Below are 26862 nucleotides of genomic sequence, written 5' to 3' on the forward strand. Positions count from 1 at the left end.
TCAATAATCAGGTATAAAAAAACGGCGCTTAATCACAAGCGCCGTTTTTAAATTAAAACTTTATGCTGTTGCAGTGCGTTTATTATGCGCCATTACCAGCCCTATCAAACACATTACCGCAATCACTATACCTATCGGCTTACTGTATGTCGCAGGTAAATTCAAACCAATACCCGCTGTAGCAATATAAGCCACCGTTATAGCAGTACCAATGACAGCCGGAATGCTGGCAATCCAGTGGAATGTGCCTCTGTCAAACAGGTATTTTGTAGCCAACCACAATACGCTGGTTGATAACAGCATGTTAGAAAACGCGAAATAACGCCAGATCAACGAGAAATCCAGGAACGTCATTAAATAGGCAACGCCCAGTATCGGTACCGCCAACGCAAGTCTGTGCAGGGTTGTTTGCGAAATTTTAAACGCATCCATAATGGTTAGACGCAAAGAACGGAACGCCGTGTCACCAGAGGTAATCGGAAAAATAGCCACTGCAAGAATAGCCATAACACCACCGAAAATACCAAGATAGCTGGTCGCAATATGGTTAACCACTAAACCCGGCCCACCTTGAGCCAGCATAGTTTTTAATTCAACATAACCGCCAGGGAATGCAGCAATACCGGCCAAGGCCCAAACACAGGCCACAATACCTTCACACATCATTGCACCGTAAAAAACTGGACGGGCATATTTTTCATTTGTCAGGCAACGGGCAATCATAGGCGATTGTGTGGAGTGGAAACCACTTATAGCGCCACAGGTAATGGTTAAAAACAACAATGGCCAAACTGGCAAACCATCTGGATTTGGCGCTAAAAAGTCATGATCATGATGGCCATCAAAGTAAGCAAAAATGTCGTTCACCTGCGGCAGATGCGGAGCCTCCATCAGCAACGCAACCGCAATTAATGTGGTCATAACAATCATCAGCAAACCAAATGCCGGATACAGCTTAGTGATAATTTTATTAATCGGTAGCAGCGTGGCTAAAAAATAATACGCCAGTATTGCCAGCACCCAAAACGTATTGCCAGCCAAAAAAGTGCCTTCAAAATAAGACAAATTACTCAATAACCCGGCCGGGCTCATAATAAACACCACACCAACAAAAAACAGCAGCATCGCGGTAAATACCAACATGACGCCTTTAAATATTACGTTGTAATATTTGCCTGCAATCTCTGGTAAGCTTTTGCCGTCTTCTTTCAGACTCATCACACCGGAAAAATAATCGTGTACCGCACCACCAACAATATTACCAATGACTATCCAGACCAGTGCCACAGGGCCGTACAACGCGCCCAAAATAGGCCCGAAAATTGGACCAACACCGGCAACATTTAGAAACTGGATTAAAAACGCCTTAAAGGGACTGACTGCAACATAGTCCACACCATCATTTAGACGTTCTTGAGGCGTCTTGATATTAGGGTCTATACCCGCTTGTTTTTCAACAAAGGGGCTGTAGAACTTATAGCCGACAAGGAGTATGGCTATGCAGGCAAAGAAAATCAGCATTATAAAATTCCTTATTACTTCAGGTATTTAGGTAAATTAACTAGGATACTTGGTTGGCGCTTATTTTATGATCCGGCAGAATAGCACGGTATTTCCTCACTGAATACTAGCCTATAGTCGCAGATGCGGCACTGCGACATTGAACGGCAGATGCGCTTAACCCGAAAATAAAAAGGTGCATTGCTGATGAACAACAAACTGGCCGCTAGCGCGGCCAGAAGAGCGGTTTTACCTATTGGCTCAGGGAAGGCTCATATGTGTTATGTGAATTTAAACCGCGTGTGCTAACCATTTACAAGGCTCTAGACTCATTTCGGTAAACTTTGCTGTAAACGATGATTCTGAAGGACTACATGCATAAACGCCAAAACTCACCGCATTTTGCGCCGCTAACGGTGGATTACATTTACCCATTTCTATCGTAGTCTCTCCCAGCTGATGCAAGTGAAATATCCGCATTTGCTTGAAAACTTGGCCATCAAACGATGACTCGATGAGGAAATCTGGACCTCGACGATTTAAACGATACCAAATTTCTTTGGGGAGCGAGATGTCAGAGGTTGCCCAGTCTGAGTAACCTAAATTTGTAACCACACTACCGAGTCTGGAAAACTCTTGGTTTTCATACTCTATGGAAGCTTTGAACCAATTTTCATTATCTAGGTAAATGATCAATCCACATTGGTCAAACTGAGCTTGGTAAGCAAAACTTACCTTCGCTGTAAATGTGAAATTTTCTTCTGACTCGATTAATAATGCAGGGGCATTATCATTACGGAAACCGTAATAAGAGCGTTGCCAAAAATCTGTTTTCGGCCCCGTTGTTATCGACACTAATTCCGAAGTTACTTCACTAACTTTCGGCTCAAAAGTCCACTTTCCGACAGTAAAATTTACCATTACAAAATCTCTTTATTGTTTCCCGTAATCTGCTTATTTTCCTAAGTCCGTGCTTAACGGCAGTTTGCTATGCTCTACTGGTAAATAAGAGATAATGATCTCTGACGATTAGAGTCAAGAGTGAAACTATTCGCGTAATTTACTAGGTCATTTTCCTTAGGTTGCTCAAAATTATTTTCCAACATGGAAACTAAAGCTATTTTATTTGAGTCCATACTCAGCTCCCTCAAAAGTACATTTAGTTCGCTAAATTTCAGCTTTTTGGATAAAACATGTTTGTATTTTTGCACATAACCCAACTTACCTGAATCAAGCGAAAATGTTTTAAATTGATACAGGAACTCTGAAAATTCTAATTTTCTTACCTCTTTCCCAGTAGGCGAGCTACTTTCAGATACAGACGAGCCTGACACTAAAAGCTCTACAGGCTCAGGGATACTTGTTATAAGCCGACTACTACTCAATATTGACAACTTGATATTTTGCTCCAAAACCATTGTCATGCCGCATTTCTCGAAGTGTTAATACCACGTCGTTTAAATCCTGTTTTAACAAATCGTGTCGTCCATAAATTACTTTAAATGACGCGCTAGGTTCAGTGCCCGTGATGACTTTTTTAACATTCGCTTTAAACAAATAGAATGTAGACCAAGTCGAGCAATCGTTTTCACCAATGCATAATTTTCCTGATTCCTTTTGGGTATCTAAAAGGAACTCTAGATCAGCTTGCACTTTGATTTCGTTTGCTGCGAATACAAAGCAAGGTAAAAGCAAAAAAGTGAAGATTAATAAGTTTTTCATAAAGGCTTATAACGCCGAGCTAAGCGGCAGTTTTTAAGTTGTAGTTTTGTGGAATATTTTTGCGCAGCAAAACCACAAAACTGCGACTTAAAAACTGTCCAGCCACGAAGTGGCGGTGCTTGAGCGACTTGTTATGCATGGCTCGCGAATTAAAACCTTCCTATATCAATTTTAAGTCTTCCAGCATGGTATGCTCTGTGGCACTCTGGGCATAGAGTAATGATATTATCTGTTGATGCACTACCATTTTCAGAGAAAAGTATTATGTGGTGCCCATGATTTTTTTGGTCAACTTTGTTGCAAAAAAAACACATGTACGCATCAAGCTCCTTTCCTTCTTTCTGGGCTTTTTGGTGATCACTCGATCTTTTTTGGCTCATTTGAAATACTCGTTTGATTCAATTTGAGAGCTTCAGCTATTTTTTGTGGCATTTCGCTCTTAGTTCCTTTTGCAAATGTACCTCTGGCATTTGGTGCGACGGCACTTTTTAAATCAATTGCCCCCTTCAAAAGCTCATCTGCTTGTTGCGGAGTAACATTATCAAACTTAACCCAAAGTACATGACTTTCCGCTTGAACTGGTTCTCGATTGTTTTTTGGGCATGTCTTGGCATTGTGCCCATCTTCTTTACAAATTGAACAGGACATAGAGCATTCTCAAAATGAGCCAACTTCAAAGTTACTATCATCGTCTGCAATTGATGCCTTGACCGACTTTCCAGATTTAAAAGTTATCAAAACCGATCTCTCGTCAATCCGAGGGATTTGGTTTTCATCATAAGTTAGGGTGAATATTTCAAGATCACCACTTTTTTTCTTAATGGCGATTTTATTTTCGTAAAATCCAATTGCTTCATCACCTTGTTCAAGGATCTCAATCTTTACTTTCATAACGTTTATTCCATATAAAATTTTGGCAAATGTATTTGGCAGAACGATAGCGCATAACGCCTTGCTCACCGGAAAATTGCGAGCCCAGCGAGTAATTTATCCGTGTGCAGCGAATTGTTAGATTTACCACCCATCTATACCTCGTATTTCAAGATGACGTTTTCAACCAAATCGATAATGAAATCAGTTGCTTTGACATCAGATATCGTAACATTTGATGGGTGTGCATAAGAGTTCCTTATTCCTAACTTCACATCTAATATTTTCCGGACATCATTGGATATAATGCCTGCTGACCTAGTAAGCTCAATAAACTTGCCTTCTGGGATTTCTGAAAAGTCATCGACTTTTGAAATTTTTGTGACTTTGATCCTTTTGTCATTGTTTTTAGACAAGGCACCATCAAATGCAGTCCGCTCATATTTAAAAATATAATCATAAAGATGGTTTATAGTCAGAATCCATACCATGACAACCGAGGCTCTCCGCGCTCCAATTTCGTAGCAATCAATAGCCTCTTGTAGAAATGCACGTTTATGCTGACTCGAAACTTTGGAGAGAAGCCCCCTAAGTAGATGGCTTGTCTCTTGACGAGCAGGGCCAACATGCAATGTCTTTTGTATTTCTAACTCCATTCCCCTTTCAAGTTGGTAGCCAACTTTCGTTTTCAGAAATTTTGGTGAAGAGCTTTTTGATCTTTTCGAGTTCTTAGACAAATAGGCTGAAATATTTGAGTACTTTTGAATTCGCACAAGTTCAAAACACCTCTCAACTCCTGCAGCAGTGGCAGACCCCTCATTGATGATTACTGTTATAAAATATACAAAATACTCAATTAGTGTGGCTGGTTTCTGTTCCGTTATACTCGGAATTTGTTGAACAAATTCGTCGAGATCATCTTTCACTGCTCATCCCCTTGCTTTTTTAAATCATGCTCCAAGTGATTCATGCCAGGAACGGTAACTTTTATATCCTCTCCTTTGCTCGTATCAAGCCAACCTTTGTGCTTGGATGTATCCCAAAGTGACTGTTGAAGGGCACTAGGTACTTTAACTCCAACATCTCGGTAACATGTAAAAATATGATCGATAGTTATATTCTGAAGGTTGAGCCTGTGTTGTAGGTAATATACAAATATAAGATTTCGCTCATAGTTGCTTGATATCTTATATTGACTGAAGAAATCTTTGAGTCTTTCTGCCCCGCCGACGCCAGACAGATCTAAGTCGTTAACCATTTTTCCAGATGAGCTTCCACCACTTGCCTTTTTCTTCCGCCCAGTGAGTACCTTCTTGGCAGTTTCGGGCGCTGGGGGCGGAACTTCATGAGCCTCTCTCTTCACACCTTGCCCTGTCTTTTGGGGCGGAGAGAGTAAGCGATCCTTGAAATCATCGTAGACCGATTTAACAAAAGCAGAATCGCCTTCCGCTTCTACTATTCCTTGAACAAGGTCAATTCTTATTTTTGTATTTTCCATGACTCTCTCCTTATTTGAGTGAAAATCTAACGCTCAAAGCAGCTGCGCGGTACGCGTCAGATGCCTTTGCTTGTTAGCTGTGCTTTTCTTTGTTGAACATTTTAGGGATTCTAACTGCAGCAATAAATGCAAAAACAAATACTACTGCAACATATGCAAACCAAGATATTTGGTACAAACCCAATAAATTACTTAGTGCGTGAGACATGAAAAATACCAAGGTTGCAGAGAAGGCCAAATGTTTTATAGCGAGTGACTCTTTAATTTTGAGTTGCCCAAGATAGAAACCGACACCACCTATTAAACCTGCGACTAGAACGTTTATGCCAATATTTAGAACGCTAATATCTACGCCAGATTTATGCACCGAGTAATAACGAAGAATAAAACCAAATATAACCAAAAATGCAGTAAATATGCTTGATTGTTTAATAGTGCTCAATGGAACTCCTTGTACAGCTAACAGCTTTATAGTTTGGAGCGTACACGCTTTCACGCTGTGTAAACTCCCTTCTATCTTTTGTAAATAAAATCAAGCTATCCAATAACATCACGTAAAGCAACAGATTTTTTATTGAGCAGGATGCTTTTGCCTGGTGAAAGCGTGGTTTAAGTTTGCGATATACTTAACAACAATAAATTCACCTGCAACTGCTTATTTATCCATGCAATTTATTTTAATTTACACGCCATACAACGCTTGCTGCAAAGCGTGAAACTCGTCTTTAAATGCCTGTTCTGCTTTGGCCGGAAAGGGATAGCCTGCCGGGCCGACAAAAACGAAATCAGTTTGGGCGGTCAGGTGATTGTCATTGCGAATGCGGTTATAGGCTTCTATCCAGGCGTCGTAGTGTTCTATCAGGCTAACGGCGTGCAGCATAAGATGCGCTGGGATCAGGTGGCCTTTGGCCAGTAACAAATCACGAATGGCGATATTGCCCTTTTGAATAACCTCGGCTTCTAAATGCAGGTTTTTATTATCCCAGCGCTGAAAGGCGCGCTTGGTGCGCTCTAACTGCATTTGCATCGGGCCAAATAGCTCGGCCAGTGCTTGCTCTTTCCAGTTGCGGGTAGATTCAAACACCTTTAAGCCCTGGCTAAACTGGGCTTCTATCTGGGTTTCAATGGTTTTATTGCGCCGCAAAAACAGCACGCCCAGTAATGCAGTTACCACGCTGCTGCCAAGAAAACTGCCGATAATCACGTCCAGAAACTGTGCCATTTGTCAGCCGCCTGCTAGTTGTGGGTTTTAGCAATAAAGATAGCAGGCCGCTGTACGCTGCAGCGCAGATTTTAAGCTTTATCTTTTGCGCTACCCATTTAAGACCACAAAATACTTAAAATAATTAAGCCCATAATTGCAGACATAAACAATATGTTATACAACGAGCTGGTAAGCCAGAACTTCAACAGCGTTTTACCCCAGCCTTGCTGATAGTAAAATTTCTGGCTTAACAATAAATAAGTTGGGATCCAAATCAGGGTGGCCGTGGCCAGCCATTCAATGGGCTGCACCAGCCAGGGCCAGCTAACGGCAGCAAGTGCCTGCAGTGCCAGATACAACACTGAGAACTGCAGAATAAAACTGTGGCTGTGCAGTGCCACAATTAAGTGCTCGGTATAATACCGCTCTGAGCGGATATACAGCAGCTTAAGCAGTAGCGCAAATAACGGCAGCAGCACAAACATCATTTGCGGTGCCAGGCTGAAAAATTTATTTATCGCCAGTTTCGGGTTGGCCGTGATTGCATCCAGTTTGGTGTAAAAGATGTCTTTGTCGTCATCTGACAAAAACATCAGATCGTTATCAGTCGGCCCCTGTTTTTTTACGCCTTGATTAATGCCGCTGATCAGGCCGCTAATGCTTTCGGCCTGCTCTGCTGTGATGCCATCAGCAGCCAGCGGAGCGTTATCGTTGGGTATATTTACAGTGCCCACTGATTCAGGCATTAATTGAGCAAACAGTAAAAAAGCAATAATTGAAGTAAATAAATACAGCCGCAATGGCGGCACATAAGGTACGCGGTGGCCCTGTACATAACGGCGGCTTAAAAAGCCGGGCCGGAACCATAGCGGCACCAGTGTGCGCCAGACGCGGGTATCCCAGTTACTAAACTCACCGAAAAACTCTGTTACCACACCACTGACATTACGAATATAGCTTTTCTTCTCCTGGCCACACTGATGACAAAAATCACCTTGTAAGCTGGTGTGGCAGTTATCACACTGCCGGGCTGATAAATCCATTTTAGTCTCATGTTTTATTATTATCTGCATCACCGATTCTACGTTAAGCAATTGTTTTGGCAACTGTTGTCCGCAACTTTGCCGCGGACACTGCAAATGTCCGCGGACACTTATAAAAGCCATACCAAAAAAATAAATCATTAAAATTCAAACAGTTAAACTTTGGCACTAAAGCTGCTATATCACTACATTGCTAATAGGTAAGAGCACCGTAACGATGATCCAGGGTACAGAACAACAAGACAATATTATTCAGCGCCCGGCTAAAAGCGCACTGCGCCGTTTTCTCCCAGCCGTTGCCATCACCGGTACCACTTTGGTACTGGCGGTGGCGTTTTTTCAATCGGTTGGCGAAAGTGCCAGTTTAGTTTTACCACGCAGCCAAATGCAGTTTGCCAGCGTGCAACGCGGTGATTTAGTGCGCGACATCGCGGTGCAAGGCCGTATTGTGGCCGCCAATGCCCCTACCCTGTACAGCCAGGAAACCGGCCAGGTGCAGTTATTTAAACAGCCGGGCGAAGCCGTAACGCTGGGTGATTTACTGGCTACCATTACCAGCCCGGCTCTGCAAAACGATTTACAACAACAACAAGCCGTATTAGCCAGCATGCAAAGCGAAGCAGAACGTGCAGAGTTAGATGCGCGTGAACAACAGCTGGATATGGAGCAGATAATGAATGCCGCTCAGGTAAATTTACTGGCGGCCCGCCGCGAATTGCAGCGGGCCACCCAATCGATTGAACTTGGCGTCATTCGCAAACTGGATTTTGATATCGCCACCGATAATCTCACTAAAGCGGAATTGGAATTTGATCACGCCAAGCGCAAAGTTGAACTGGCAAAAGACAAACTTAGCTTTGAGCTCAGCTCACGAGAGCAGGATATTCACCGCCAGCAACTGGTGGTAAACGAGCTGGAGCGCAAAGTCACCGCATTAAATATTACTGCGCCGGTAACCGGCCAGCTGGGTAACTGGCTGGTTGAGCAACAAAGCCATGTGCTGCCAGGCCAGGCACTGTTAACCGTTATTGATTTAAGCCAATACGAGGCCGAACTTGCCGTACCGGAAAGCTACGCCCGCGATTTATTACCCGGCCAGCAGGTAGAAGTCGATTTAGGCAACCAACAGTTAAGCGGTGCCATTAGCTATATAGCGCCGGAAGTACGCAGCAATCAGGTAAGCGCAAGAGTGCGCTTTAGCCAGGCCGACAGCCGCCAACTGCGCCAGAGCCAGCGCTTAACCGCACGGGTCATACTGGAGCATAAAGAAAATGTGCTGAAAATTGCCCGTGGCGACTTTATCAGCTCAGGTGGCGGCCGCCAGGCTTATCAGGTGCTGAATAATCAAGCCATACGCAAGCCGGTTGAATTAGGTGCACTGTCGGTGCAGTGGGTAGAAATACTTAGTGGTGCCACCGAGGGCGAACAATGGGTCATTTCCAATTTAGCCGACTTTAAAGACCAGAACCGGGTAAACCTGAATTAACCATGCAACAAATCACATATAGGAATAACAAATGATAACGCTAACTAACTTAGGCAAAGTTTTTCGCACCGAATTAATTGAAACTCATGCCCTGCGTGAGGTTAACCTGCAGGTAAATGAAGGCGAGTTTGCCGCCCTTACCGGACCGTCTGGCTCGGGTAAGTCTACCCTGCTGAATATTTTAGGCACGCTGGAAAGCTTCGATAGCGGTGACTACCAGCTGGATGGCAAATCAGTAAAAGGGCTGTCAGATGCTGCGCTGTCCAAACTGCGCAATGAAAAGATAGGCTTTATCTTTCAAAGCTTTAATTTAATTAAAGACTTCAGTATTTACGATAATATCGAATTGCCACTGCGCTACCGCGGTTTAAATGCGGCAGCACGCAAGCAGCGTATTGAGCAGGCACTGGAGCTGGTTGGTCTGCATGCGCGGCGCGACTATCTGCCAGGCCAGCTGTCCGGTGGCCAGCAGCAACGGGTTGCCATCGCCCGCGCTATTGCCGGCGAACCTCGTATTTTACTGGCCGATGAACCCACCGGTAACCTGGATTCGTTAATGGCACGCCAGGTAATGGAGCTGCTGGAACAAATAAACCAGCAAGGCTGCACCATTTTAATGGTCACGCACGACCCGGATCAGGCGCGGCGCGCCGGGCGTAATATTCAGATCATCGACGGCCAGTTACACGACTCTACTATGTACGACCCACTGGCAGCGCAAAGCGCTTAAGGATCTGATAATGGAACAGTTTATTTACTACCTGAAAGTGAGCTTCAAAGGTATTAAGCGCGCACCGCTGCCTTATGCCTTAACCATTTTTATTCTAAGTGTTGGCTTGGGGGTGTTTTTCGCCAATGCTACCTTTTACTATCAGTTGAACTCGGATCCAATGCCACATAAAAGTGACAAATTATTTTTTCCGATGATGTTACTCGCACCATACACCTGCACCGATTGCAAACCACCCAGAGTGCTCAGTTACAGTAATATCGAAAAGCTCAGTCAGAGCGATATCCCATCAGCCAAAACCGCCATGTACAGCGCAGGTGGTTATATGCGGTTAAATGCTTCGCAGCCCGCGCTACCGGTGAGCATTCGTATTACCCAACGTGATTTTTTCAGCATGTTTGAAGTGCCGCTGCTGCATGGCACCATCTGGCCGGATAACAACGCCCGCCATGAAATTATTCTTAGCAAAGCTACCGCCGAAAAGCTGTTTGGCCGCACCGATGTAATAGGTGAAAAACTATTGCTGGATGACCGGCACTTAACCGTAACCGGCGTACTGGACGACTGGCAAATGTTGCCAAGGCTATATGATGCCAATAACCGCAATCATTTAAGCCCGGTTGAAGATGTTTATCTGCCGCTGGAAACCGGCTACGACATGAATTATCTGTCTAATACCCAGTCGCAAACCTTTGATCAAACAGACTACCGCCAGCTAAGCACTCAGGGCCGCACCGGCGCGCTGCACCAGTTGCAATATTGGGTGCAGTTGGATACCCCGGCGCAGCAACAGGCTTATCAGCAGTTTATGGCCAATTTAGTGCAGGACGAGAAAGCCGCGGGGCGTCACCCGTCTGAGGCCAATAATCAGCTGATACCAATGCGCAACATTGTTAATTACTTTGGCGGCGATAGTACTGATATTAAAGCGTTTGCTCTGGTAACTCTGCTGTTCTTACTGGTGTGTTTATTTAATGCCAGCCATTTATCCCTAAACCGCTATTTAGGTAACCAGTACGAATTTAGCCTGCGCCGAGCTCTGGGTGCCAGTCGTGCCCAGTTACAGTTGCAAATGCTGGCCGACGTTATACTGATGGCAGTATTTACTATCACTGGCGCGCTAATAACTGCTTACGGTGGTATTAAACTGATGAACCAGCTGTTGCCGAGTAACCGCCTGTTCTCCAGTTGGGATCTTACGCTGTTACTGAGTTTGCTAGGTATCGCTTTTGTCTGTAGTTATCTGGTAACACTTTACCCGTCGCTTCGTGCCTCTTTTGGTAATTTAAATCAGCAGCTTAAGGAGTAATCATCATGTCTTTTTATTTACTGTGCAAAGTGTTGTTTAGCCGTAAAGTGGTTACAGGCTTGTTACTGGTGCAATTGGCCATGACATTAGCGCTGCTGTTAAACAGTATTTTACTGGCGCAACAAACGCAGCAGCAATTAAATCAGCCAACCGGGTTAGATTTAAATAACACCCTGGTGGCACTGCTTAAGCCAACTACGGCTTCGTTACGGGTTTATCCGGCGCTGCAAGAGCTGTTAGACCGGCAATTAGCTGCAGTACAGGCATTACCCGGTGTTATCGCTGCGGCTTATGCCAATCAGTCGGCAATTTTGCAAGGCGGCAATAACGGTAATATCTATGATATAGAACAGGAAGAGCGGACTAATATCCCTACTGTCCCTATGTACTTTGTGTCAAAAGATTTTTTCAGTGTACTTAATGGCAAAGTGCTGCAAGGTGAGCTGCCACAACACTCAATATCGCTTGATGGCCCGGTTCAACCTGAAGTGGTGTTAACCAAAAGCCTGGCAGATAAACTGTTTTCTGGTGAAAGTGCCATAGGGCGGCAGAGTAGCCGTGGTCGGGTGGCTGCCGTTATCGACGATTTCTACGGCCAGCGCTACAGTGACCACGTAATGTACAATAGTGTGCAGGTGGCACCGCCTTATGGTGTTGACTGGGGCTACAGCATTATGTTGCGCACACAGCCTGAGCAAACCGAGGCGGTACGGCAGAAGTTAGCCGACGTGTTACGCGCCGTAGAACCTGATATAGAGATATTCCATGTCCGCACTTTGGCCGAACAGCATAAAGATCTGTATCGTAACGAATATGGTTTAGCCATGTTACTGGCTATTTTAAGTGCGTTAATGTTGCTGGTTACTATGGTCTCAAGCTATAGCAGCACCCATTTTCATGCTTTAAAACGTCAGCAGGAAATTGGCGTTAAACGTGCTTTAGGCGCCAGCAAAAACACCATCTTACTGGAGCTTCTAAGTGAGAACTGGCTCTGCACCGTTATCGGCGCAGTTTTCGGTATCGGTTTGGCTTTACTATTAAATCAGGCGTTGGCACAGGTCATTACTATTCCGCCATTGAGCTGGTGGTTACCGCTGGCAACCTGCGCTATCTTGTTGCTTTGTGTCACTGTAGCGACATGGTATCCTGCGGCTATTGCTACCCGGATATCCCCGGCCACTGCCACTAAAGCCTTATAAACTATGCTGAAATTATTGGTTATTGATGACAATCAGCCAATCTGTCAGGCCCTGCAAACGCTGTTTGCGTTGCAGGGTTATCAGGTGTTTTGTGCCCATACTCCCGAGCAGGCCTGGCAGTTGCTTGGCCAGCATAGCTTTAGCCAACACAGCATTGACTTAATCTTGCAGGATATGAATTTTAGCGCTGGCGAAATGCAGGGCGCTCAGGGCAAAGCGTTGTTTTACCAGCTGCGAGAGCAATATGCCGATATTCCTGTCGTACTGATGACCGCCTGGACCCAGTTAGAAATGGTGGTGGAACTGGTTAAAGCCGGTGCCACCGACTATATTGCCAAGCCCTGGGACGACCAGCGCCTGCTGCTTACCGTAGCTAATGCACTAAAACTAAAACAGCTGACACAGCAGCAACAGCGCGCAGAGCGTGAACGTAATGCCGCCTTTGCCGGTAAAGACCTGTGCGGCCTGGTGTTTGCCAGCAGCCAGATGCAGCAACTGCTGCAAATGACGCTGCAACTGGCACCGTCGTCGGCGGCGGTGCTGATTACCGGGCCGAATGGCGCCGGTAAAGAAGGCATAGCCAACGTATTGCATGCTAATTCTGCCCGTAAAGATAAGCCCTTTATTAAGGTGAATATGGGCGCCCTGCCCGCCGACTTAATGGAAGCCGAACTGTTTGGCGCCGAAGCCGGTGCCTATAGTGGCGCAACTAAAACCCGTATTGGCCGGTTTGAAGCCGCAGATGGCGGCAGTTTGTTTTTGGATGAAATTGGCAATTTGTCACTGGCCGGCCAGGCCAAGCTGCTGCGGGTGCTGCAAACCGGTGAGTTTGAACGCTTAGGCTCCAGCCAAACGCGCAAAGTAGATGTACGGCTAATCAGCGCAACTAATAGCGATTTAACCGCCGCTATTGCTCAGGGCCTGTTCCGCCAGGATTTATATTACCGCGTTAACGTGGTGCAACTGGCACTGCCTGCTTTAAGTGAGCGGCCGGATGACATCCTGCCACTGGCTCGTTATTTTCTAGCCGGTAAAAAAACCTTAAGTGCTGCTGCCGAACAGTTATTGCAACACTACCCCTGGCCCGGCAATGTGCGCGAGCTGCAAAACGTTTGCCAGCGTGCCTTGCTGCTAAGCAGCACTAATGATATTCAAAGCAACGATTTGGGTTTACCACAGTTTGCCCAGGCGGGTAAAAGAGCACTGGATGATATCGACCAGGCCCAACTGCAACAGGCGCTGCTACAAGCGGGGGGCGTAGTGTCGCGCGCAGCAAAACAGCTGGGCATCAGCCGCCAGGCGTTGTACCGGCGTATGGAGTACTACGGTATTGATGCGCCCTAAGCAGCGTTTTTATCTGCCAAGATTAGCAAAGTTAACCACCAATAGTCGGTTAAATGCGCTATGTGCAGCTATCGCCCTACTGTTGCTGGCAGTTCAGTACGCTTTTTTTGTTGCCAACGCCGTCGTCACCCTGGTGATATGCGTTGGCGTTGTGGTTTTGGCGCTGCTACTACGCTGGGTTTTAAAGCCGCTGCAACTGGAAATTCAGGCCCTTAACCTGCACGCGCAAAACCTGCAGGATGGCAGTTTTAACACCAGCGCTAATCAGCTCAGAGTACTTGAGCTCAGCAGCCTGGCTAGCAGCTTAAATGCCATGTCGGCTCAGCTGCGTACCGAGCGCGCCACCTTATATCAGCGCGAGTTACTGCTTGATACTGTATTACAAAGCAGCCCGACGGCGCTGCTGCTAACCGATGCCAGCGATACTGTATTAATGACTAACCCGGCGGCACGGCTGCTGCTTAACAGCGGTAAAGCCTTTGATGGCAGTAAGCTGTTTGCCGTTACCGGTATGCAGCCACAACTGGCTGCAGCCTTGCATAGCCGCCAACAAGGCCTGATCCGGTTGGAAAGCACCGAACAAGCCGTATGGCATTTATCTGTCAGCCAGTTTCAGCTTAACCAGAAGCAACACTGGCTGTATTTGCTAAAACCCCTTACCCGCGAAATTCAGCGCGAAGAGTTAAACGCCTGGAAAAAACTGCTAAGGGTAATAGGCCATGAACTGAATAATACGCTGGCGCCGCTATCGTCACTGGCATTTTCTGGCAGCCAGCTTGCACAGCAGCAACATAATACGGCGTTGGGGCAATTGTTTGACACCATCAGCGAGCGCTGCTTGCAGCTTAATCAGTTTGTGCAGGCCTATATTCAGTTTGCCAAATTGCCGCCGCCGCAATGGTGCGACATCAACTGGCCCAGGCTGATAAACCAGCTACAGGATCAATATGAGTTTGAACTGCAAGGTGAACTGCCAAACCAAAGCTGGCAGGCCGATCCGCAACAGTTAACCCAGTTACTGCTGAACTTGCTAAAAAATGCCCATGAAAGCGGCAGCAACCCAGAGCAAATTTCACTGCGGATAACACAAACGCCAGACAAGCTACTGCTGATATTGCAGGACAGCGGAGGCGGTATGACAGAACAGGTATTACAACATGCGCTGGTACCGTTTTATACCAGCAAACCCCAGGGCTCTGGTATTGGCCTGACATTATGCCGTGACATTGCCGAGGCACATGGCGGCAGCATCAGTTTGCGTAATCAGCCACCGGGGCTTGAAGTCACGGTGCAATTGGCAAAGCAAACACCCGCGGCGCTATAAGCTTTTTATTCCCACTGCACGGGAGTCTGCTTTTTCTGGGCTTTTTGCAGCATTTCCACTAACGGCATTGCCCGTACATTCAGGCTAATATAGGCTTTGCCAGTGTCGCTTTGCCCTTTATTAGCTTGTTCAGCTTCAGTTTGTGCTGCTTTTTCCTGCTCTGTTTCAGCTATCGCATTCAATCCCTGCTGCAGCTGCGCCAGTGCTGTTGCGACGTCTTCGGTAAATAATGCCGATGGAATTTTTTCGTCACGACCCATCAGTTTTAATAATTTAAGCGCCACATCTTTAAAGTAAATAAGATCGCCGCTGGCTTTGGATTTAAAGGTTACTATCATGCTCACTTTACCCCTGTGTTATAAGCCGCCGGGCTAATAATTGCCCGGCTGAACAATAACTGCAGCATAACGCTAAAACCGCTGCCAATGTTGAAATATATTTTGCTCTGGTGCAAAGCGGTAAACCAAGGTACCAGCAGTTATACAATACTGTGCTTAATAGCCTTAACCGGTTTATTTAAAAAATAATTTTGATCCAGCGCAAATTAAGCTTGCATAAAAAACGAGCGCTAATTAGAATGCGCTCGCTCGAAAGGCAAGTCTTCCGAAAGGAAGTACACGCAAAGCTTCAGGTCTAAGGGTTGTCAAGTAATGACATCTACGATAGCTGGGCTGCCGTCGCAAATGCGATGTTTATTCTGCTCTGTCAGAGTTACTCGACATGCTGCATGTCCTTTCGCGATAAGCACTTCAAATGACTGAAGCTGCTTAATTAAAGATTGTGAAATAACTCATTTTGGAGCACGACTATGAAAGCAAAATTAATCACCTTAGCTACTGTTATCGCCGCCACTTCATTTATCAGCACTCCAGTTGCAGCTAACGACCAGCTGGCACAATCAATTTGCTCTTACGTTGCAGCAGATAACAAAAACAACCTGCGTAAAACCTTAGCTGACAACCGTTTACGTTTACGTGCAGTATACGATGGTATCGTATGTGACGGTTTACCACTGGTTCGCCATGCTATCAAACACAATGCCGCTGACACTGCAGGCTTTATTCTTAGCCAGTTGCCAGGCAGCCTGGTTGCCGCTTCAGGTGACGCAGAGTGGGCTACAAGCAACGGTTTTGCTGCATCGCCAATTATCGCTTCTATCAAAGAGCGTAGCGCCAGCTAATAAGCTAATTCTTTTAAATAAAGGCGCCGGTTTGGCGCCTTTGTTTTTGCTGCAATGCTTGGCTTAGCGCCGGGCTTTGCTATAATCCGCTTTCAACCTGCCTGACGGGACGACCCGCCAGCGCATCTGTAACGGGGACGACCCCACCCGCTTTTGGTACTACCACTATGTCATGGTTTTTACTTTCTCTGGCAGGCCTGTTCGAAATTGGCTGGGCGCTTGGGCTTAAATACAGTGCTGGCTTTACTAAACTCTGGCCATCAGTATTTACATTAATAGCTATGCTGATCAGTATCAGCTTATTAGGCCTGGCTATGCGCCAGCTACCGGTGGGCACAGCCTACGCTGTTTGGACAGGTATCGGTGCTGTGGGTACCGTTATTGCCGGTATTATTTTGTTTAATGATCCGGTTAACCTGCCGCGGGTATTGAGTATTATGTTAATTCTGGCCGGAATCATTGGCTTAAAGCTAAGCTCTTAAAAGCAATCTGGTTAAAAACAGCCGCTGTCAGTGCAGCTGCAGCGGCTTTGTATCAGGCTTTTATATTAAAACAATGCTGTCGGACATGCTCTGCGATACCGACACCGGCCTCTGACATCGTTAAGTAGGTTTGATCAGCGCCGGCAGCAATAATATTGCGGGCTTCATCATCGTGCATACTGTGCGACACAATAAAGCCATTAAAACCAGCCTGGCGTAATTTTGTTGCGGCTATCATCTTGGCTTCAACATCATTCATGCTCAGGATCACGGCTTCTACACTGCCAAAATCCAGGCCTTGCCAAAATACCTGATCTTCTGCATCAGCATAGAAAATATTAATACCTTTTTTTTGATGCTCGGCAACTTTAGCCGGATCAGAATCCATGGCAATAATTGCGCGGCTGCTGGCTAAATAATTATACGCTGCAGTGCCGGTGCGCCCCATGCCCATAATCAGTACATCCGCATTACTTAATGACACCGGTTGCTCATCCGGATGATGAATATTACGTTCAAACTTCAGCAGCCGGTTACACAGCTTGTCATACAAGGGGTGCGCCAAACGATTTAACGGCGCGGAGATCACAAACGAAATAGCAACGGTAAGTGCCAAAGGAATAAGCCATTCGGGCAACACGACACTGGCGACTATCAGGCCAAACTCACTGTAATTGGTCAGGCTGATACTGGCTAAAAAAGCACTACGGGCGCGTAACTTGAACAGGATTAACAATAAGAAGAACAATATCGCTTTGACCGGTAACAATAATGACATGACACCGGCAAACAGCCAGGCATTTGCATCCGGCAGGCCATCAATACCAATTTGCAGGAAAAACCCCACCAGAAAAAACTCTTTAATACTCCAGAGCGATTTAGATAGCTCGCCAGCGCGCGCGTGTTTTGCCAGCATAGCGCCAAATACCAGCGCGCCAAGCTCAGAGCTTAGCCCCACCAGCTCAAAGCCCTGGCCACCAATTACCAGTGCCAATAGCAAGCCAAATAAAATCAGCAGGTCTTCATGGCCACTGGCATCAAGCAATTTATATAACACAGGGCGCAACAGCGGCAGAGCAAATACCAGCAGTGCCCAGGGCGATGGTATAGTGCCATTGGCCAGGCTCATAACCAGCAGTGCCAGTAAATCCTGCATGATCAGAATACCAATGGCAACGCGGCCATGAAAAGCGCGAATTTCACGCTTGCCTTCCAGTACCTTAGCCGCCAGTACAGTACTGGAAAATGCCAGCGCCACGGCCAGCATTAGCGCCTGATACCAGCTTACGTCAAAAATCAGCAGCACAGCCGGTAATGTAAGGACAATCGACAAGCAAAAATGCAGGATACTGCCACCCAGTACTTCAGGCTTGCCTAAACTGCGTACATTGAGCTTTAAACCTACGGTAAATAGCAGCAGCAACACACCCAGGTGCGCCACATGATGAATAATAGATGGCCCTTCTGATGGCAGGTTTAAATCAGAGGCCGTAGCAGAAATGACAAAACCAGCCAGCAAATAACCGACTAAAGGCGGCAGGCCGATGGCCCGTACCAGCAAACCCAGCGAAAATGCAAAGCCTATCCACACCGCTTCCAGCATCTGTTTATCCTTTTTATCCGGTGGTTAATATAGTAGCGTAATAACCAAGTTCACCTATTAATGTGGATCATGTCCGCGTTAAAAACTTGGCAGCCTGCCACTCTGCCTGCGTTATCGGGCTGGTTTCACCTTGTGGCACATTATGGCTGACAGCAAAATGTTTACGCTTGGCAACTTTTTGTAATATATCGATATTTTGCTCGTCTGTGCGCTTATTCCAGTCCACTATTTCACTGATGTGACGATAACAACCAACACATAACTTATCGCTGTTAAGCCGGCAACTGGCTACGCAGGGCGATTCAACCACATTTTACTCCTTGCTTTTATCTTTTGTTGTATGAGTTCTGACGCAAGGCCAGCATACAACGCTTAACTCTGCTACGGCTTTATGCCACTCTACAACAGAGAATAAAACTATGATAAGAAAATACAGGAACCTACCAATGAAACCAATAACCCCTTCGCTTATTGCACTTGCGCTAAGCAGTTTTTTTCTGCAGGCCGAAACAGACAGAGCACCGGATAAGGTACCGGCGTGGGACGTTAATGCACCGCAAGGTCAGTTTGAAACCGTTGATATTAACGTCTCACAAGGCAGTTGGATGAACGTGGCAGTGAGCCCGGATGGTAAAACCCTCGCCTTTGACTTACTTGGTGATATTTACACCATGCCCATCGGTGGAGGCAACGCCACACCGCTTACCAAAGACATTGGCTGGCAAATGCAGCCTACTTTTAGCCCTGATGGTAAACATATTGCCTATACCAGCGATGAAGGCGGTGGCGATAATATCTGGATCATGAATGCCGACGGCAGCGAGCCACGTGCTGTAACCAACGAGACATTCCGCCTGCTGAACAGCCCAGCCTGGAGCCCGGATGGCGAATTTATTGTTGCGCGTAAGCACTTTACTGCCAGCCGCTCGTTAGGTGCCGGTGAAATATGGCAGTACCATAAAACCGGCGGTAACGGCATTATGCTGACCGAAAGGGCCAATGATCAAAAAGACCTGGGCGAACCGGCATTTTCGCCAGATGGCAAATACATCTATTTCTCGCAGGATGACACACCAGGCAAAACCTTTCATTACAGCAAAGATTCTGAAAGCGGCATTTATGTGATCAAGCGCTTTGAGCGTGAAACCGGCAAATGGGAGGTGGTGCTGGACGGCGCCGGTGGCGCTATCCGCCCTACACCCTCACCGGATGGTAAATATCTGGCGTATATCCGCCGGGTAGATTTTCAAAGCACACTGTTTTTATATGATTTAACCAGCGGCGAACATATTAAGCTGTATGACGGCCTGGACCGTGATATGCAGGAAACCTGGGCCATTCACGGTGTGTATCCTACGCTTAGCTGGACACCCGATAATAAAGCATTGGTATTCTGGGCCGGTGGCGAGATTAAAAAGCTCAATATTGCCGATAAGCAAGCCACAACTATTGCGTTTAACGTAACAACCAGTAAGCAAATTCAAACTGCGGTGCGGGTGCAGCAGGATCTGGATAAAGATCAGTTCAATACCCAAATGCTGCGTTTTATTCAGGTGTCGCCAGACGGTAACCAGGCAGTATTTACCGCACTGGGGCATTTGTATATTACCGACGTGGCTAACCCGAAACCACGGCGCCTGACAAAACAAAGCACCGACTTTGAATACTACCCGCAGTTTTCCCGTGATGGTAAAGAGCTGGTGTATGTGAGCTGGAACGACAACGGCCAGGGTGCAGTGAATATTGTTAACCTGCGCAACGGCCGTATCAGTAAACTGACCGGCGAGCCTGGCAAGTATGTCGAACCGGTATTCAGCCCGGATGGTAAAACGGTAATATACCGCAAAACCGGTGCCGGCAGTTTACTGCCACGCCAATGGTCGTTAAATACCGGTTTATATAAAATCAGCAGCAAAGGCGGTACACCGGAGCTTATCAGCAGTAACGGCCGCGCGCCTATGTTTGGCGCCGACAATAACGCCGTTTATGCTATGGACTACGGTAGCTCGCCCAGCCTTATCCGCATTGATTTAACCAAACACACCCAACAAACACTGTACACTGCCAAATTCGGCACTGAATTTAAACTGTCGCCGGATGGTAAATACCTGGCATTTGCCGATCGTTTTAAAGTCTTTGTTACACCCTTTACTGAGCGTGGTAAAGCTATTGATATCAGCGGCACCGATAAGCAATTCCCGGTAAAACAACTGTCTGTGCGCGCCGGTGAATATATCAGTTGGAGCGGTAACAGCCGCCATATCTACTGGAGCCTGGGCCCGGAGCTGTATCATGCCAGCATTGAGGGCTTGTTTGATTTTGGTGATAAAACCGATTTTGCCGCTAAAAACGGCGTTAACCTGGGCTTTAGTGTACCGGCCGACATACCGCGAGGCAGTGTGGCTTTTGTTGGCGGCCAGGTGATCACCATGAACGGTGATGAAGTGATTCAGGACGGCGTAGTACTGGTTGAAAACAACAAAATTAAAGCCGTCGGTAAACGTAGTGATGTTGCTGTACCTACTGATGCAAAAGTATTTGATATCAGCGGTAAAACCATTATGCCGGGCCTGTTTGACGCCCATGCCCACAGCTCACAGGGCAGTAATCAGATAATACCGCAGCAAAACTGGCAGAACTATGCTTCACTTGCCTTTGGTGTTACCGCCATTCATGACCCGTCTAACGATACCCGCGAGGTGTTTGCCGCCAGCGAAATGCAGCGCTCCGGCATGATAGCCGGGCCGCGTATTTTTTCTACCGGCACTATTCTATACGGCGCAGAAGGTGCAGGTTACACCTCGCATATCGACAGCCTGGACGATGCTAAATTTCATTTAGAGCGCCTGCAAAAAGCCGGCGCTTTCAGTGTCAAAAGCTACAACCAGCCACGGCGTAACCAACGCCAGCAGGTTATTCAGGCTGCCCGCGAGCTAAATATGATGGTAGTGCCCGAAGGCGGCTCATTAATGCAGCATAACCTGACCATGATAGTCGATGGCCACACCACCGTTGAGCATGCGCTGCCGGCAGCAAAAGTGTATGACGACATTAAGCAATTGTGGCAGGCCAGCAAAACCGCCTATACCCCTACACTGGTAGTAGCTTATGGCGGTATTTGGGGGGAAAACTACTGGTACGATAAAACCGAAGTGTGGAAACACCCGAAAATGCGCAGCTACGTACCGATGGATCAGTTAGCACCACGCAGTATGCGCCGCCCTACCGCACCGGATAACCACTACAACCATTTTAATGTAGTAAAAACGGCCAAAGAGCTAAGCGATATCGGTGTAGTAGCCAATATCGGTGCTCATGGCCAGCGTGAAGGCTTAGGCGCGCACTGGGAAATATGGATGTTTGCCCAGGGTGGCATGAGCCCGCTGGAAGCGCTGAAAACCGCTACCATCAACCCGGCCAAAACTTTTGGTATGGACCATCAGTTAGGCTCACTGGAAGCCGGTAAACTGGCTGACTTAATTGTGATAGACGGCAACCCGCTCGAAGATATCCGCGTCAGCGATCGCGTAACCCACACCATGGTAAACGGCCGCTTATTTGATGCTAACAGCATGAACGAAATTGGCCTGCGCGAGCGTAAACGCCAGTTATTTGAGTTTGAACCACGTTAAAACATACAGCCCCGGCATAGGTCCGGGGCTTTTTGCTGCCACACAATAAGTAGTAACGATAACAACCTAACGTTTGAGCAGAAAATGGACCTGATTACGCAGTGCTTCGTTATCCTGAGTATCAAACGGCAATACCAGATCATCTTTGCCATTGCCGGTAAGGTCCATTACCTGCACTTTGCTGGCATCACGCGGTAAGTCCAGTTTTAACTTTTCACTGCGCCGGCTGAACAAGCGTGTATTATCATGCTGATATACCCGCAGTTGCTCGCGGCCATCGCCGACCAGCAATGATTTAAAGCCATCGCCGCTGAGGTTCGCTACCTGAAACAGCGGCATATCGTAGCGAAAGTTACCAATACTCACCTCAATGGTGGCTTGCTGGCGAAAATCGGCTTTGGCACTGTACTGGCGTTGCTCATTTAACAGATAAAAATCAATATCCAGATTAGCACTGCCGCGCAGCAATACCCGAACCAGAGTACCCACGCCAAAATGGGTGCTGGGAATATAAAAATCCTTGCGACCATCGCCGTTAAAATCATCAATCACCACATCTATCGGCGAGGTGTCGGTAGTAATACGGGTATCCGGCTCGGCGCTGAAGCTTAACCCCTGCTCAGTGGCAGTACCAAAGTGAATACGAAAACTGTTATTGCGCTCCAGTGCATCGGCCAGCTGCTCGCGGTTAATCACCAGATCAGCTATGCCATCACCATCAATGTCGGTGATATCACGCAGCGTGTCGATATTCTGGCCACTGTAACTACGCCCGGCATCGTTGCGCTGATCGGCTTCCTGCTCGGTAGACAACCCTACCGGCCAGTTCATTGCCACAGGCTCAGTAGCAAAACTGCCATCCAATTGCTGTAAAAATGCCTGGAACTTGCCCTGCCAGACAAACAATAAATCGGTTTTGCCGTCCATGTTTACATCAGCCAGATAGTGCTTACGCGGGCTGTAATCGGGGCTGGCACGCCAGCTTTGCACAAACGCCGGAATTTGCAGCGGATAGTGGGTAAAACTGCCATCAGCCTGCTGGCGGTATAAATGCGTGTGCTGAAAGTCCGCAATAATAAAATCACTTAAGCCAGAGCCAAGATCGACAACAAAATTGGCCTCGCGCAGCCGGTTTTGATCCAGCACCCGGTACAAGGACGTGCTGGTAACTAGCCGCTCAGCGGCCGTATTAGCGGCATTTAACCGGCTAATGCCACCCAGCCCGAGAAAGACCAGTTGTGGTTTACTGTCACCTGCCAGTAGGGCTTTGTTAAAAAACTGCGCGTCGTCCGGTATCGGCAACAACTGTACTTGATAATCGGTTAAATCTATTACCGACAACCAGCGGGCAAATTGGCTAAAACCTGACACCAGCAACTGCTGCCGCTCTGGCAAATGGATAATGCTGCCATTAGCAGGATGTTGCAGCGCAACCGTGACTTTATCTAACTGTGCCGATAATGCATCAACACAGGCAAAGCCTAAGGTAAACAGCAGCGCACTGACTTTTTTCATTATGTTTATCCCGGTTAAGACGTTAGGTGAATAAATAGTGTTACGTAACTTATTCTTATCCGGATGATAACGCAAAAAGCCGGTAAATACCGGCTTCAATTGTGTAACAAAATTTAGGACACCCTAACCTTAACGAGCGTTGGTGCTTTCGAAAATTTTATCTGCCGACGCCGCAACAAAACCGGTATACAGTAAACCGTTTGTCATTGGATAACGCCGGGCAAATTCATAAAAACAGCTTGGAATGGTAGCAACAACATCACTGAACTGCACCGGGTGTAAATCAGCCAGCGTCGACGACTGCTCTAAATAAACTTCTGGCGTGCCTTTAATTTCACCACCTGAAGTATTGAGTAAAAAGCCTTCGTCTTTTAATGTACTGTTTACCTGCTCTAAGGTAGCGAAGCTTTGCAAGTCATTCACACTCACGGTGAAGTGGTTAGCCCGGTAACCCCAGGCTGCAACCCAGGCCGCATACTCACTTTCTGCCAGCAACTTCTCATAGGTGGCCTGGCTTACCTGCCAGTGCGTACCGCTATAGAGGAAGTTATCCGCTGTTACCGCTTCAGAGGGGATTTGTTCAACCAGCGCGGTAATGGTATCGCGCAGGTAAGCTGAGCATTTATCTAACAGCAGCTCAGAGATAAACACTTTAGGTAAGCTACGATCGGCATGCTCGTAATGCTTGGCATACAGCTTTTTCGCTTCAAAATGATACTCGCCGCATTCTTCATAGCCCAGTGCTTTAAAGTGTGCAGCCAGTTTTTCCAACCCTACCTTTTCCAGATTAAAAGTACGCAGCGCAATATGGTCGTTAATCACGTCATCCTGCTGCGAGCTACCCAGCAACTGGTGTACTTTTTTGGCAGAAGGAGTCACGGCTACATAGTCTTGCCACAGGTTGGCAAACAACGCTTTTACATCAGTGTGCATATTTATTCCGCCTTAACATTTACCGGTTATTACTTGTCTGGCCCTCAGGCCTTGTCTAACACTATAAATCTCGCCATATCGCCATCGTGCAGACGCAGTGTATCGGCAAATTCTGCGCTTAGCAGCAGCTGTTGCTGATCTGCATCAAACTTGGCGTTCTTACCAAAACTGGCTCTGAACTGCTGCAATGCCGTATTTGCCACGGCCAGCGTTTGCTCCCCCTGCACTTCAGCGATTTTAACTCTGACTTTTTTGCTGGCCGCCACCGATTTTATTTGGCTTAACCGTGCCTCTACCGTGGGGCCCGCATCAAACAAATCAATATAACCACGATGGTTAAAGCCTTCGCTTTCCAGCATCTTCAGTGCCGGCTTGGTATTTTGATGCACCTGGCCTATCACCTGCTGTGCCGCTTCGGGCAGCAAACCAACATAAATAGGATGGCGCGGCATCAGCTCAGCAATAAAGGCTTTTTTGCCCACGCCGATTAAATGATCTGCCGTGGGGAAATCAATGGTTAAAAACAGCTTTTGCAACCAATGCCAAAATGGTGGCTGGCCATCTGTGTCGGCTGCGCCACGCATTTCAGCTATTACTCTGTCGCTAAAACGCTGTGGATACTCGGCCATAAACAAAAACCGCACTTTGGATAAAAACCGCCCGGCATGGTTGCGCCGGTAGCTTTCACGCAAAAACAGCGTGCAAATTTCTGATGCGCCGGTGTAATCGTTACACAGTGTCAGCGTTTTTAACTGGTTAAATACATTTAACTCAGCGCTGTGGTGAATAACGGTATTCTGCTGAAAGTGATACAGCGGCGTGCTGGTACCCACCGCGGCTTCTATGCCGGTAGTACCAACAATTTCACCGCTTTGGGTATCTTCCAGCACAAACAGATAGCCCTGATCGCCCGGTGTATTCACCTCAGCCGCAAAGCTGTGCTCGGCATGTTCAATTTTCTGCTTTAACCGCGCATCGTTTACCGGCAACGAGGTAAAACCGGCGCCGGATTCTATAGCGATATTTTTCAGCGCTGCAAAATCAGCTGCCGTTATCGGCCGGATCACTAACATGGTTTTACCCCTTCACTACGTGAGCTACGGCCTGCTCAAAGCGGGCTAAGCCTTCAGTAATGTCGGCGTCAGGTATAATCAGCGATGGCGCAAAGCGCACCACGCTGGCACCGGCCACCAGTGCCATTAAGCCCTGATCTGCCGCGGCTAACATAAAGTCACGCGCTTTACCGGCGTAATCACTGTTTAGTACCGCACCAATTAGTAAACCTGCGCTGCGTACTTCACTAAATACATGGTATTTATCATTAATTTGTTTCAGGCCGTCCTGAAACAATTGCGATTTAGCTTTAACGCCAGACAATACTGCCGGTGTATTTACCGTGTTAACTGCCGCCAGCGCCACTGCGCAGGCCAGCGGGTTACCGCCGTAAGTAGAACCGTGTGTGCCTACTACTAAGTGCTTGGCAATCTCAGTAGTGGTTAGCATAGCGCCAATCGGGAAACCGCCCCCCAGCGCTTTGGCTGTCGTCAGAATATCCGGTGTTACACCATAACCCATGTAGGCATACAGCTCGCCGGTGCGGCCCACGCCAGTTTGTACTTCATCAAAAATCAGCAGCGCATTGTGTGCATCACACAGCTCGCGCACACCTTTAATAAACTCAGCCGTGGCCGGCATTACACCGCCTTCGCCTTGCACCGGCTCTACCATTACCGCGCAGGTGTTGGCGTTAATCAGCGCTTTTACGCTATCAAGGTTATTAAATTCACCGTGCACTATGGCTTCCGGCTTAGGGCCAAAACCATCTGAATAAGCACTTTGGCCGCCCACAGTAACGGTAAAGAAAGTACGGCCATGAAAGCCCTGCTTGAAGGAGATAATCTGATTTTTCTGCTCGCCGTATTTGTCTTTAGCATAGCGGCGCGCCAGTTTCAGTGCCGCTTCGTTGGCTTCAGCGCCTGAGTTGGCAAAATACACTTTTTCAGCGAAAGTAGCGTCAACCAATGCCTGGGCCAGCAACAGCGCAGGCTCGTTAGTCATTACGTTAGATAAATGCCACAGTTTGTCAGCCTGTGTTTTTAACGCAGTTACCAACGCCGGGTGGCAATGGCCAAGGCAGTTAACGGCAATACCGCCGGCAAAATCGATAAATTCACGGCCTTGCTGATCCCACACACGTGAGCCCTCGCCTTTTACCGGAATAATTTTAGACGGTGCATAGTTTGGTACCATCACATCATCGAATACGCTTCTTGAAACCTGCATAACTA

General features: G+C 47.1%; 28 protein-coding genes and 1 riboswitch. Of the genes, 9 read left to right on the plus strand and 19 right to left on the minus strand.

The genetic code is table 11. The annotated features are described in order from the left end of the window. Positions 1–60: 60 nt before the first annotated feature. From MJX74_RS06105 to MJX74_RS06155, 12 genes are all read right to left on the minus strand, one after another. Positions 61–1521, minus strand: a complete 1461-nt coding sequence (locus MJX74_RS06105; RefSeq protein WP_240221723.1) for a carbon starvation CstA family protein — start codon at positions 1519–1521, stop codon at positions 61–63. A gap of 270 nt (positions 1522–1791) precedes the next feature. After that, the gene (locus MJX74_RS06110) at positions 1792–2421 is read right to left on the minus strand and encodes a DUF1349 domain-containing protein (RefSeq protein WP_240221725.1); all 630 of its coding nucleotides are present in this window, start codon (positions 2419–2421) and stop codon (positions 1792–1794) included. A gap of 74 nt (positions 2422–2495) precedes the next feature. Then, positions 2496–2924 carry a DUF4476 domain-containing protein gene (locus tag MJX74_RS06115; protein ID WP_240221727.1) on the minus strand — a complete coding sequence of 143 codons (429 nt, stop codon included), beginning with the start codon at positions 2922–2924 and terminating at the stop codon, positions 2496–2498. Next, positions 2878–3222 (minus strand): hypothetical protein, encoded by a 345-nt coding sequence (locus tag MJX74_RS06120; RefSeq protein ID WP_240221728.1) that lies wholly within the window; start codon positions 3220–3222, stop codon positions 2878–2880. The genes MJX74_RS06115 and MJX74_RS06120 overlap by 47 nt, the downstream gene beginning before the upstream one ends. A 149-nt stretch (positions 3223–3371) precedes the next feature. Then, positions 3372–3602 carry an HNH endonuclease gene (locus tag MJX74_RS21920; protein ID WP_420851384.1) on the minus strand — a complete coding sequence of 77 codons (231 nt, stop codon included), beginning with the start codon at positions 3600–3602 and terminating at the stop codon, positions 3372–3374. After that, positions 3580–3870 carry a hypothetical protein gene (locus MJX74_RS06125; RefSeq protein ID WP_240221729.1) on the minus strand — a complete coding sequence of 97 codons (291 nt, stop codon included), beginning with the start codon at positions 3868–3870 and terminating at the stop codon, positions 3580–3582. The genes MJX74_RS21920 and MJX74_RS06125 overlap by 23 nt, the downstream gene beginning before the upstream one ends. 9 nt (positions 3871–3879) lie before the next feature. Next, the gene (locus tag MJX74_RS06130) at positions 3880–4113 is read right to left on the minus strand and encodes a hypothetical protein (protein WP_240221730.1); all 234 of its coding nucleotides are present in this window, start codon (positions 4111–4113) and stop codon (positions 3880–3882) included. A 134-nt stretch (positions 4114–4247) separates the two neighbouring features. After that, positions 4248–5018: a hypothetical protein gene (locus MJX74_RS06135; RefSeq protein WP_240221731.1), complete on the minus strand. Its 771-nt coding sequence runs from the start codon at positions 5016–5018 to the stop codon at positions 4248–4250. Beyond that, positions 5015–5590, minus strand: a complete 576-nt coding sequence (locus MJX74_RS06140; RefSeq protein WP_240221732.1) for a hypothetical protein — start codon at positions 5588–5590, stop codon at positions 5015–5017. Before MJX74_RS06140 ends, MJX74_RS06135 begins: the two co-directional genes overlap by 4 nt. Positions 5591–5663: 73 nt before the next feature. Further along, positions 5664–6032: a hypothetical protein gene (locus tag MJX74_RS06145; RefSeq protein ID WP_240221733.1), complete on the minus strand. Its 369-nt coding sequence runs from the start codon at positions 6030–6032 to the stop codon at positions 5664–5666. Positions 6033–6272: 240 nt separating this feature from the next. Then, positions 6273–6812, minus strand: a complete 540-nt coding sequence (locus MJX74_RS06150) for a hypothetical protein (protein ID WP_240221734.1) — start codon at positions 6810–6812, stop codon at positions 6273–6275. Between the two features lie 98 nt (positions 6813–6910). Then, positions 6911–7837: a DUF3667 domain-containing protein gene (locus tag MJX74_RS06155; protein ID WP_240221736.1), complete on the minus strand. Its 927-nt coding sequence runs from the start codon at positions 7835–7837 to the stop codon at positions 6911–6913. 217 nt (positions 7838–8054) lie between these two features. Between MJX74_RS06155 and MJX74_RS06160 the strand changes: the two genes are divergently transcribed. The 6 genes from MJX74_RS06160 to MJX74_RS06185 are packed head-to-tail and all read left to right on the plus strand — an operon-like array spanning position 8055 to position 15229. Further along, on the plus strand, positions 8055–9323 hold the full coding sequence (locus tag MJX74_RS06160) for an efflux RND transporter periplasmic adaptor subunit (protein ID WP_240221738.1): 1269 nt from the start codon (positions 8055–8057) through the stop codon (positions 9321–9323). Between the two features lie 31 nt (positions 9324–9354). Beyond that, a complete protein-coding gene (locus tag MJX74_RS06165) occupies positions 9355–10053 on the plus strand; it encodes an ABC transporter ATP-binding protein (protein WP_240221740.1) in 699 nt (232 codons plus the stop codon). A 10-nt stretch (positions 10054–10063) separates the two neighbouring features. After that, on the plus strand, positions 10064–11362 hold the full coding sequence (locus tag MJX74_RS06170) for an ABC transporter permease (protein ID WP_240221741.1): 1299 nt from the start codon (positions 10064–10066) through the stop codon (positions 11360–11362). Between the two features lie 5 nt (positions 11363–11367). Further along, complete coding sequence (locus MJX74_RS06175) at positions 11368–12561, plus strand: ABC transporter permease (protein ID WP_240221743.1); 1194 nt, start codon at positions 11368–11370, stop codon at positions 12559–12561. A 3-nt stretch (positions 12562–12564) separates the two neighbouring features. After that, entirely contained in the window at positions 12565–13905 is a 1341-nt protein-coding gene (locus tag MJX74_RS06180) for a sigma-54-dependent transcriptional regulator (protein ID WP_240221745.1), read from the plus strand. Further along, the gene (locus MJX74_RS06185; RefSeq protein WP_240221747.1) at positions 13895–15229 is read left to right on the plus strand and encodes a sensor histidine kinase; all 1335 of its coding nucleotides are present in this window, start codon (positions 13895–13897) and stop codon (positions 15227–15229) included. The genes MJX74_RS06180 and MJX74_RS06185 overlap by 11 nt, the downstream gene beginning before the upstream one ends. Positions 15230–15234: 5 nt before the next feature. On the opposite strand, the gene MJX74_RS06190 is transcribed toward MJX74_RS06185, so the two are convergent. Further along, positions 15235–15567 carry a DUF1840 domain-containing protein gene (locus MJX74_RS06190; RefSeq protein ID WP_240221749.1) on the minus strand — a complete coding sequence of 111 codons (333 nt, stop codon included), beginning with the start codon at positions 15565–15567 and terminating at the stop codon, positions 15235–15237. 245 nt (positions 15568–15812) lie between these two features. Beyond that, positions 15813–15908, plus strand: a riboswitch (cyclic di-GMP riboswitch). A gap of 129 nt (positions 15909–16037) precedes the next feature. On the opposite strand from MJX74_RS06190, the gene MJX74_RS06195 reads away from it, so the two are divergent. Then, entirely contained in the window at positions 16038–16409 is a 372-nt protein-coding gene (locus MJX74_RS06195; RefSeq protein ID WP_240221751.1) for a DUF3718 domain-containing protein, read from the plus strand. Positions 16410–16576: 167 nt separating this feature from the next. Next, positions 16577–16891: a quaternary ammonium compound efflux SMR transporter SugE gene (gene sugE, locus MJX74_RS06200; RefSeq protein ID WP_240221753.1), complete on the plus strand. Its 315-nt coding sequence runs from the start codon at positions 16577–16579 to the stop codon at positions 16889–16891. A 52-nt stretch (positions 16892–16943) separates the two neighbouring features. Here sugE and MJX74_RS06205 read toward each other — a convergent pair whose 3' ends face one another. Next, positions 16944–18494 carry a cation:proton antiporter family protein gene (locus MJX74_RS06205; RefSeq protein WP_240221755.1) on the minus strand — a complete coding sequence of 517 codons (1551 nt, stop codon included), beginning with the start codon at positions 18492–18494 and terminating at the stop codon, positions 16944–16946. Between the two features lie 67 nt (positions 18495–18561). Next, on the minus strand, positions 18562–18804 hold the full coding sequence (locus MJX74_RS06210) for a DUF1289 domain-containing protein (protein WP_240221757.1): 243 nt from the start codon (positions 18802–18804) through the stop codon (positions 18562–18564). A 136-nt stretch (positions 18805–18940) separates the two neighbouring features. Between MJX74_RS06210 and MJX74_RS06215 the strand changes: the two genes are divergently transcribed. Continuing rightward, positions 18941–22126, plus strand: coding sequence for an amidohydrolase family protein (locus MJX74_RS06215; protein ID WP_240221759.1), 3186 nt, complete (start codon positions 18941–18943; stop codon positions 22124–22126). 66 nt (positions 22127–22192) lie between these two features. Here MJX74_RS06215 and MJX74_RS06220 read toward each other — a convergent pair whose 3' ends face one another. The 4 genes from MJX74_RS06220 to MJX74_RS06235 form a co-directional block, all read right to left on the minus strand. Then, entirely contained in the window at positions 22193–23641 is a 1449-nt protein-coding gene (locus MJX74_RS06220; RefSeq protein ID WP_240221761.1) for an FG-GAP repeat domain-containing protein, read from the minus strand. 129 nt (positions 23642–23770) lie between these two features. Next, positions 23771–24574 (minus strand): DUF1338 domain-containing protein, encoded by an 804-nt coding sequence (locus MJX74_RS06225; protein WP_240221762.1) that lies wholly within the window; start codon positions 24572–24574, stop codon positions 23771–23773. Between the two features lie 44 nt (positions 24575–24618). After that, a complete protein-coding gene (gene astA, locus MJX74_RS06230; protein WP_240221763.1) occupies positions 24619–25647 on the minus strand; it encodes an arginine N-succinyltransferase in 1029 nt (342 codons plus the stop codon). A gap of 4 nt (positions 25648–25651) precedes the next feature. Then, on the minus strand, positions 25652–26857 hold the full coding sequence (locus MJX74_RS06235) for an aspartate aminotransferase family protein (RefSeq protein WP_240221764.1): 1206 nt from the start codon (positions 26855–26857) through the stop codon (positions 25652–25654). Positions 26858–26862: the final 5 nt, after the last annotated feature.

The organism is Rheinheimera hassiensis, from assembly GCF_022436675.1.
Lineage (GTDB): Bacteria > Pseudomonadota > Gammaproteobacteria > Enterobacterales > Alteromonadaceae > Alishewanella > Alishewanella hassiensis.

Excerpts from the sequence above, each read along its gene's own strand:
- MJX74_RS06110 (WP_240221725.1), bottom strand. The coding sequence starts at position 2,421 with ATGGTAAATTTTACTGTCGGAAAGTGGACTTTTGAGCCGAAAGTTAGT.
- MJX74_RS06175 (WP_240221743.1), top strand. The coding sequence starts at position 11,368 with ATGTCTTTTTATTTACTGTGCAAAGTGTTGTTTAGCCGTAAAGTGGTT.
- MJX74_RS06205 (WP_240221755.1), bottom strand. The coding sequence starts at position 18,494 with ATGCTGGAAGCGGTGTGGATAGGCTTTGCATTTTCGCTGGGTTTGCTG.
- MJX74_RS06120 (WP_240221728.1), bottom strand. The coding sequence starts at position 3,222 with ATGAAAAACTTATTAATCTTCACTTTTTTGCTTTTACCTTGCTTTGTA.
- MJX74_RS06125 (WP_240221729.1), bottom strand. The coding sequence starts at position 3,870 with ATGTCCTGTTCAATTTGTAAAGAAGATGGGCACAATGCCAAGACATGC.
- MJX74_RS06160 (WP_240221738.1), top strand. The coding sequence starts at position 8,055 with ATGATCCAGGGTACAGAACAACAAGACAATATTATTCAGCGCCCGGCT.
- astA (WP_240221763.1), bottom strand. The coding sequence starts at position 25,647 with ATGTTAGTGATCCGGCCGATAACGGCAGCTGATTTTGCAGCGCTGAAA.
- MJX74_RS06225 (WP_240221762.1), bottom strand. The coding sequence starts at position 24,574 with ATGCACACTGATGTAAAAGCGTTGTTTGCCAACCTGTGGCAAGACTAT.
- MJX74_RS06180 (WP_240221745.1), top strand. The coding sequence starts at position 12,565 with ATGCTGAAATTATTGGTTATTGATGACAATCAGCCAATCTGTCAGGCC.
- MJX74_RS06105 (WP_240221723.1), bottom strand. The coding sequence starts at position 1,521 with ATGCTGATTTTCTTTGCCTGCATAGCCATACTCCTTGTCGGCTATAAG.
- MJX74_RS06130 (WP_240221730.1), bottom strand. The coding sequence starts at position 4,113 with ATGAAAGTAAAGATTGAGATCCTTGAACAAGGTGATGAAGCAATTGGA.
- MJX74_RS06235 (WP_240221764.1), bottom strand. The coding sequence starts at position 26,857 with ATGCAGGTTTCAAGAAGCGTATTCGATGATGTGATGGTACCAAACTAT.
- MJX74_RS06170 (WP_240221741.1), top strand. The coding sequence starts at position 10,064 with ATGGAACAGTTTATTTACTACCTGAAAGTGAGCTTCAAAGGTATTAAG.
- MJX74_RS21920 (WP_420851384.1), bottom strand. The coding sequence starts at position 3,602 with ATGAGCCAAAAAAGATCGAGTGATCACCAAAAAGCCCAGAAAGAAGGA.
- MJX74_RS06165 (WP_240221740.1), top strand. The coding sequence starts at position 9,355 with ATGATAACGCTAACTAACTTAGGCAAAGTTTTTCGCACCGAATTAATT.
- MJX74_RS06115 (WP_240221727.1), bottom strand. The coding sequence starts at position 2,924 with ATGACAATGGTTTTGGAGCAAAATATCAAGTTGTCAATATTGAGTAGT.
- MJX74_RS06190 (WP_240221749.1), bottom strand. The coding sequence starts at position 15,567 with ATGATAGTAACCTTTAAATCCAAAGCCAGCGGCGATCTTATTTACTTT.
- MJX74_RS06220 (WP_240221761.1), bottom strand. The coding sequence starts at position 23,641 with ATGAAAAAAGTCAGTGCGCTGCTGTTTACCTTAGGCTTTGCCTGTGTT.
- MJX74_RS06140 (WP_240221732.1), bottom strand. The coding sequence starts at position 5,590 with ATGGAAAATACAAAAATAAGAATTGACCTTGTTCAAGGAATAGTAGAA.
- sugE (WP_240221753.1), top strand. The coding sequence starts at position 16,577 with ATGTCATGGTTTTTACTTTCTCTGGCAGGCCTGTTCGAAATTGGCTGG.
- MJX74_RS06150 (WP_240221734.1), bottom strand. The coding sequence starts at position 6,812 with ATGGCACAGTTTCTGGACGTGATTATCGGCAGTTTTCTTGGCAGCAGC.
- MJX74_RS06195 (WP_240221751.1), top strand. The coding sequence starts at position 16,038 with ATGAAAGCAAAATTAATCACCTTAGCTACTGTTATCGCCGCCACTTCA.
- MJX74_RS06215 (WP_240221759.1), top strand. The coding sequence starts at position 18,941 with ATGAAACCAATAACCCCTTCGCTTATTGCACTTGCGCTAAGCAGTTTT.
- MJX74_RS06185 (WP_240221747.1), top strand. The coding sequence starts at position 13,895 with ATGCGCCCTAAGCAGCGTTTTTATCTGCCAAGATTAGCAAAGTTAACC.
- MJX74_RS06155 (WP_240221736.1), bottom strand. The coding sequence starts at position 7,837 with ATGGATTTATCAGCCCGGCAGTGTGATAACTGCCACACCAGCTTACAA.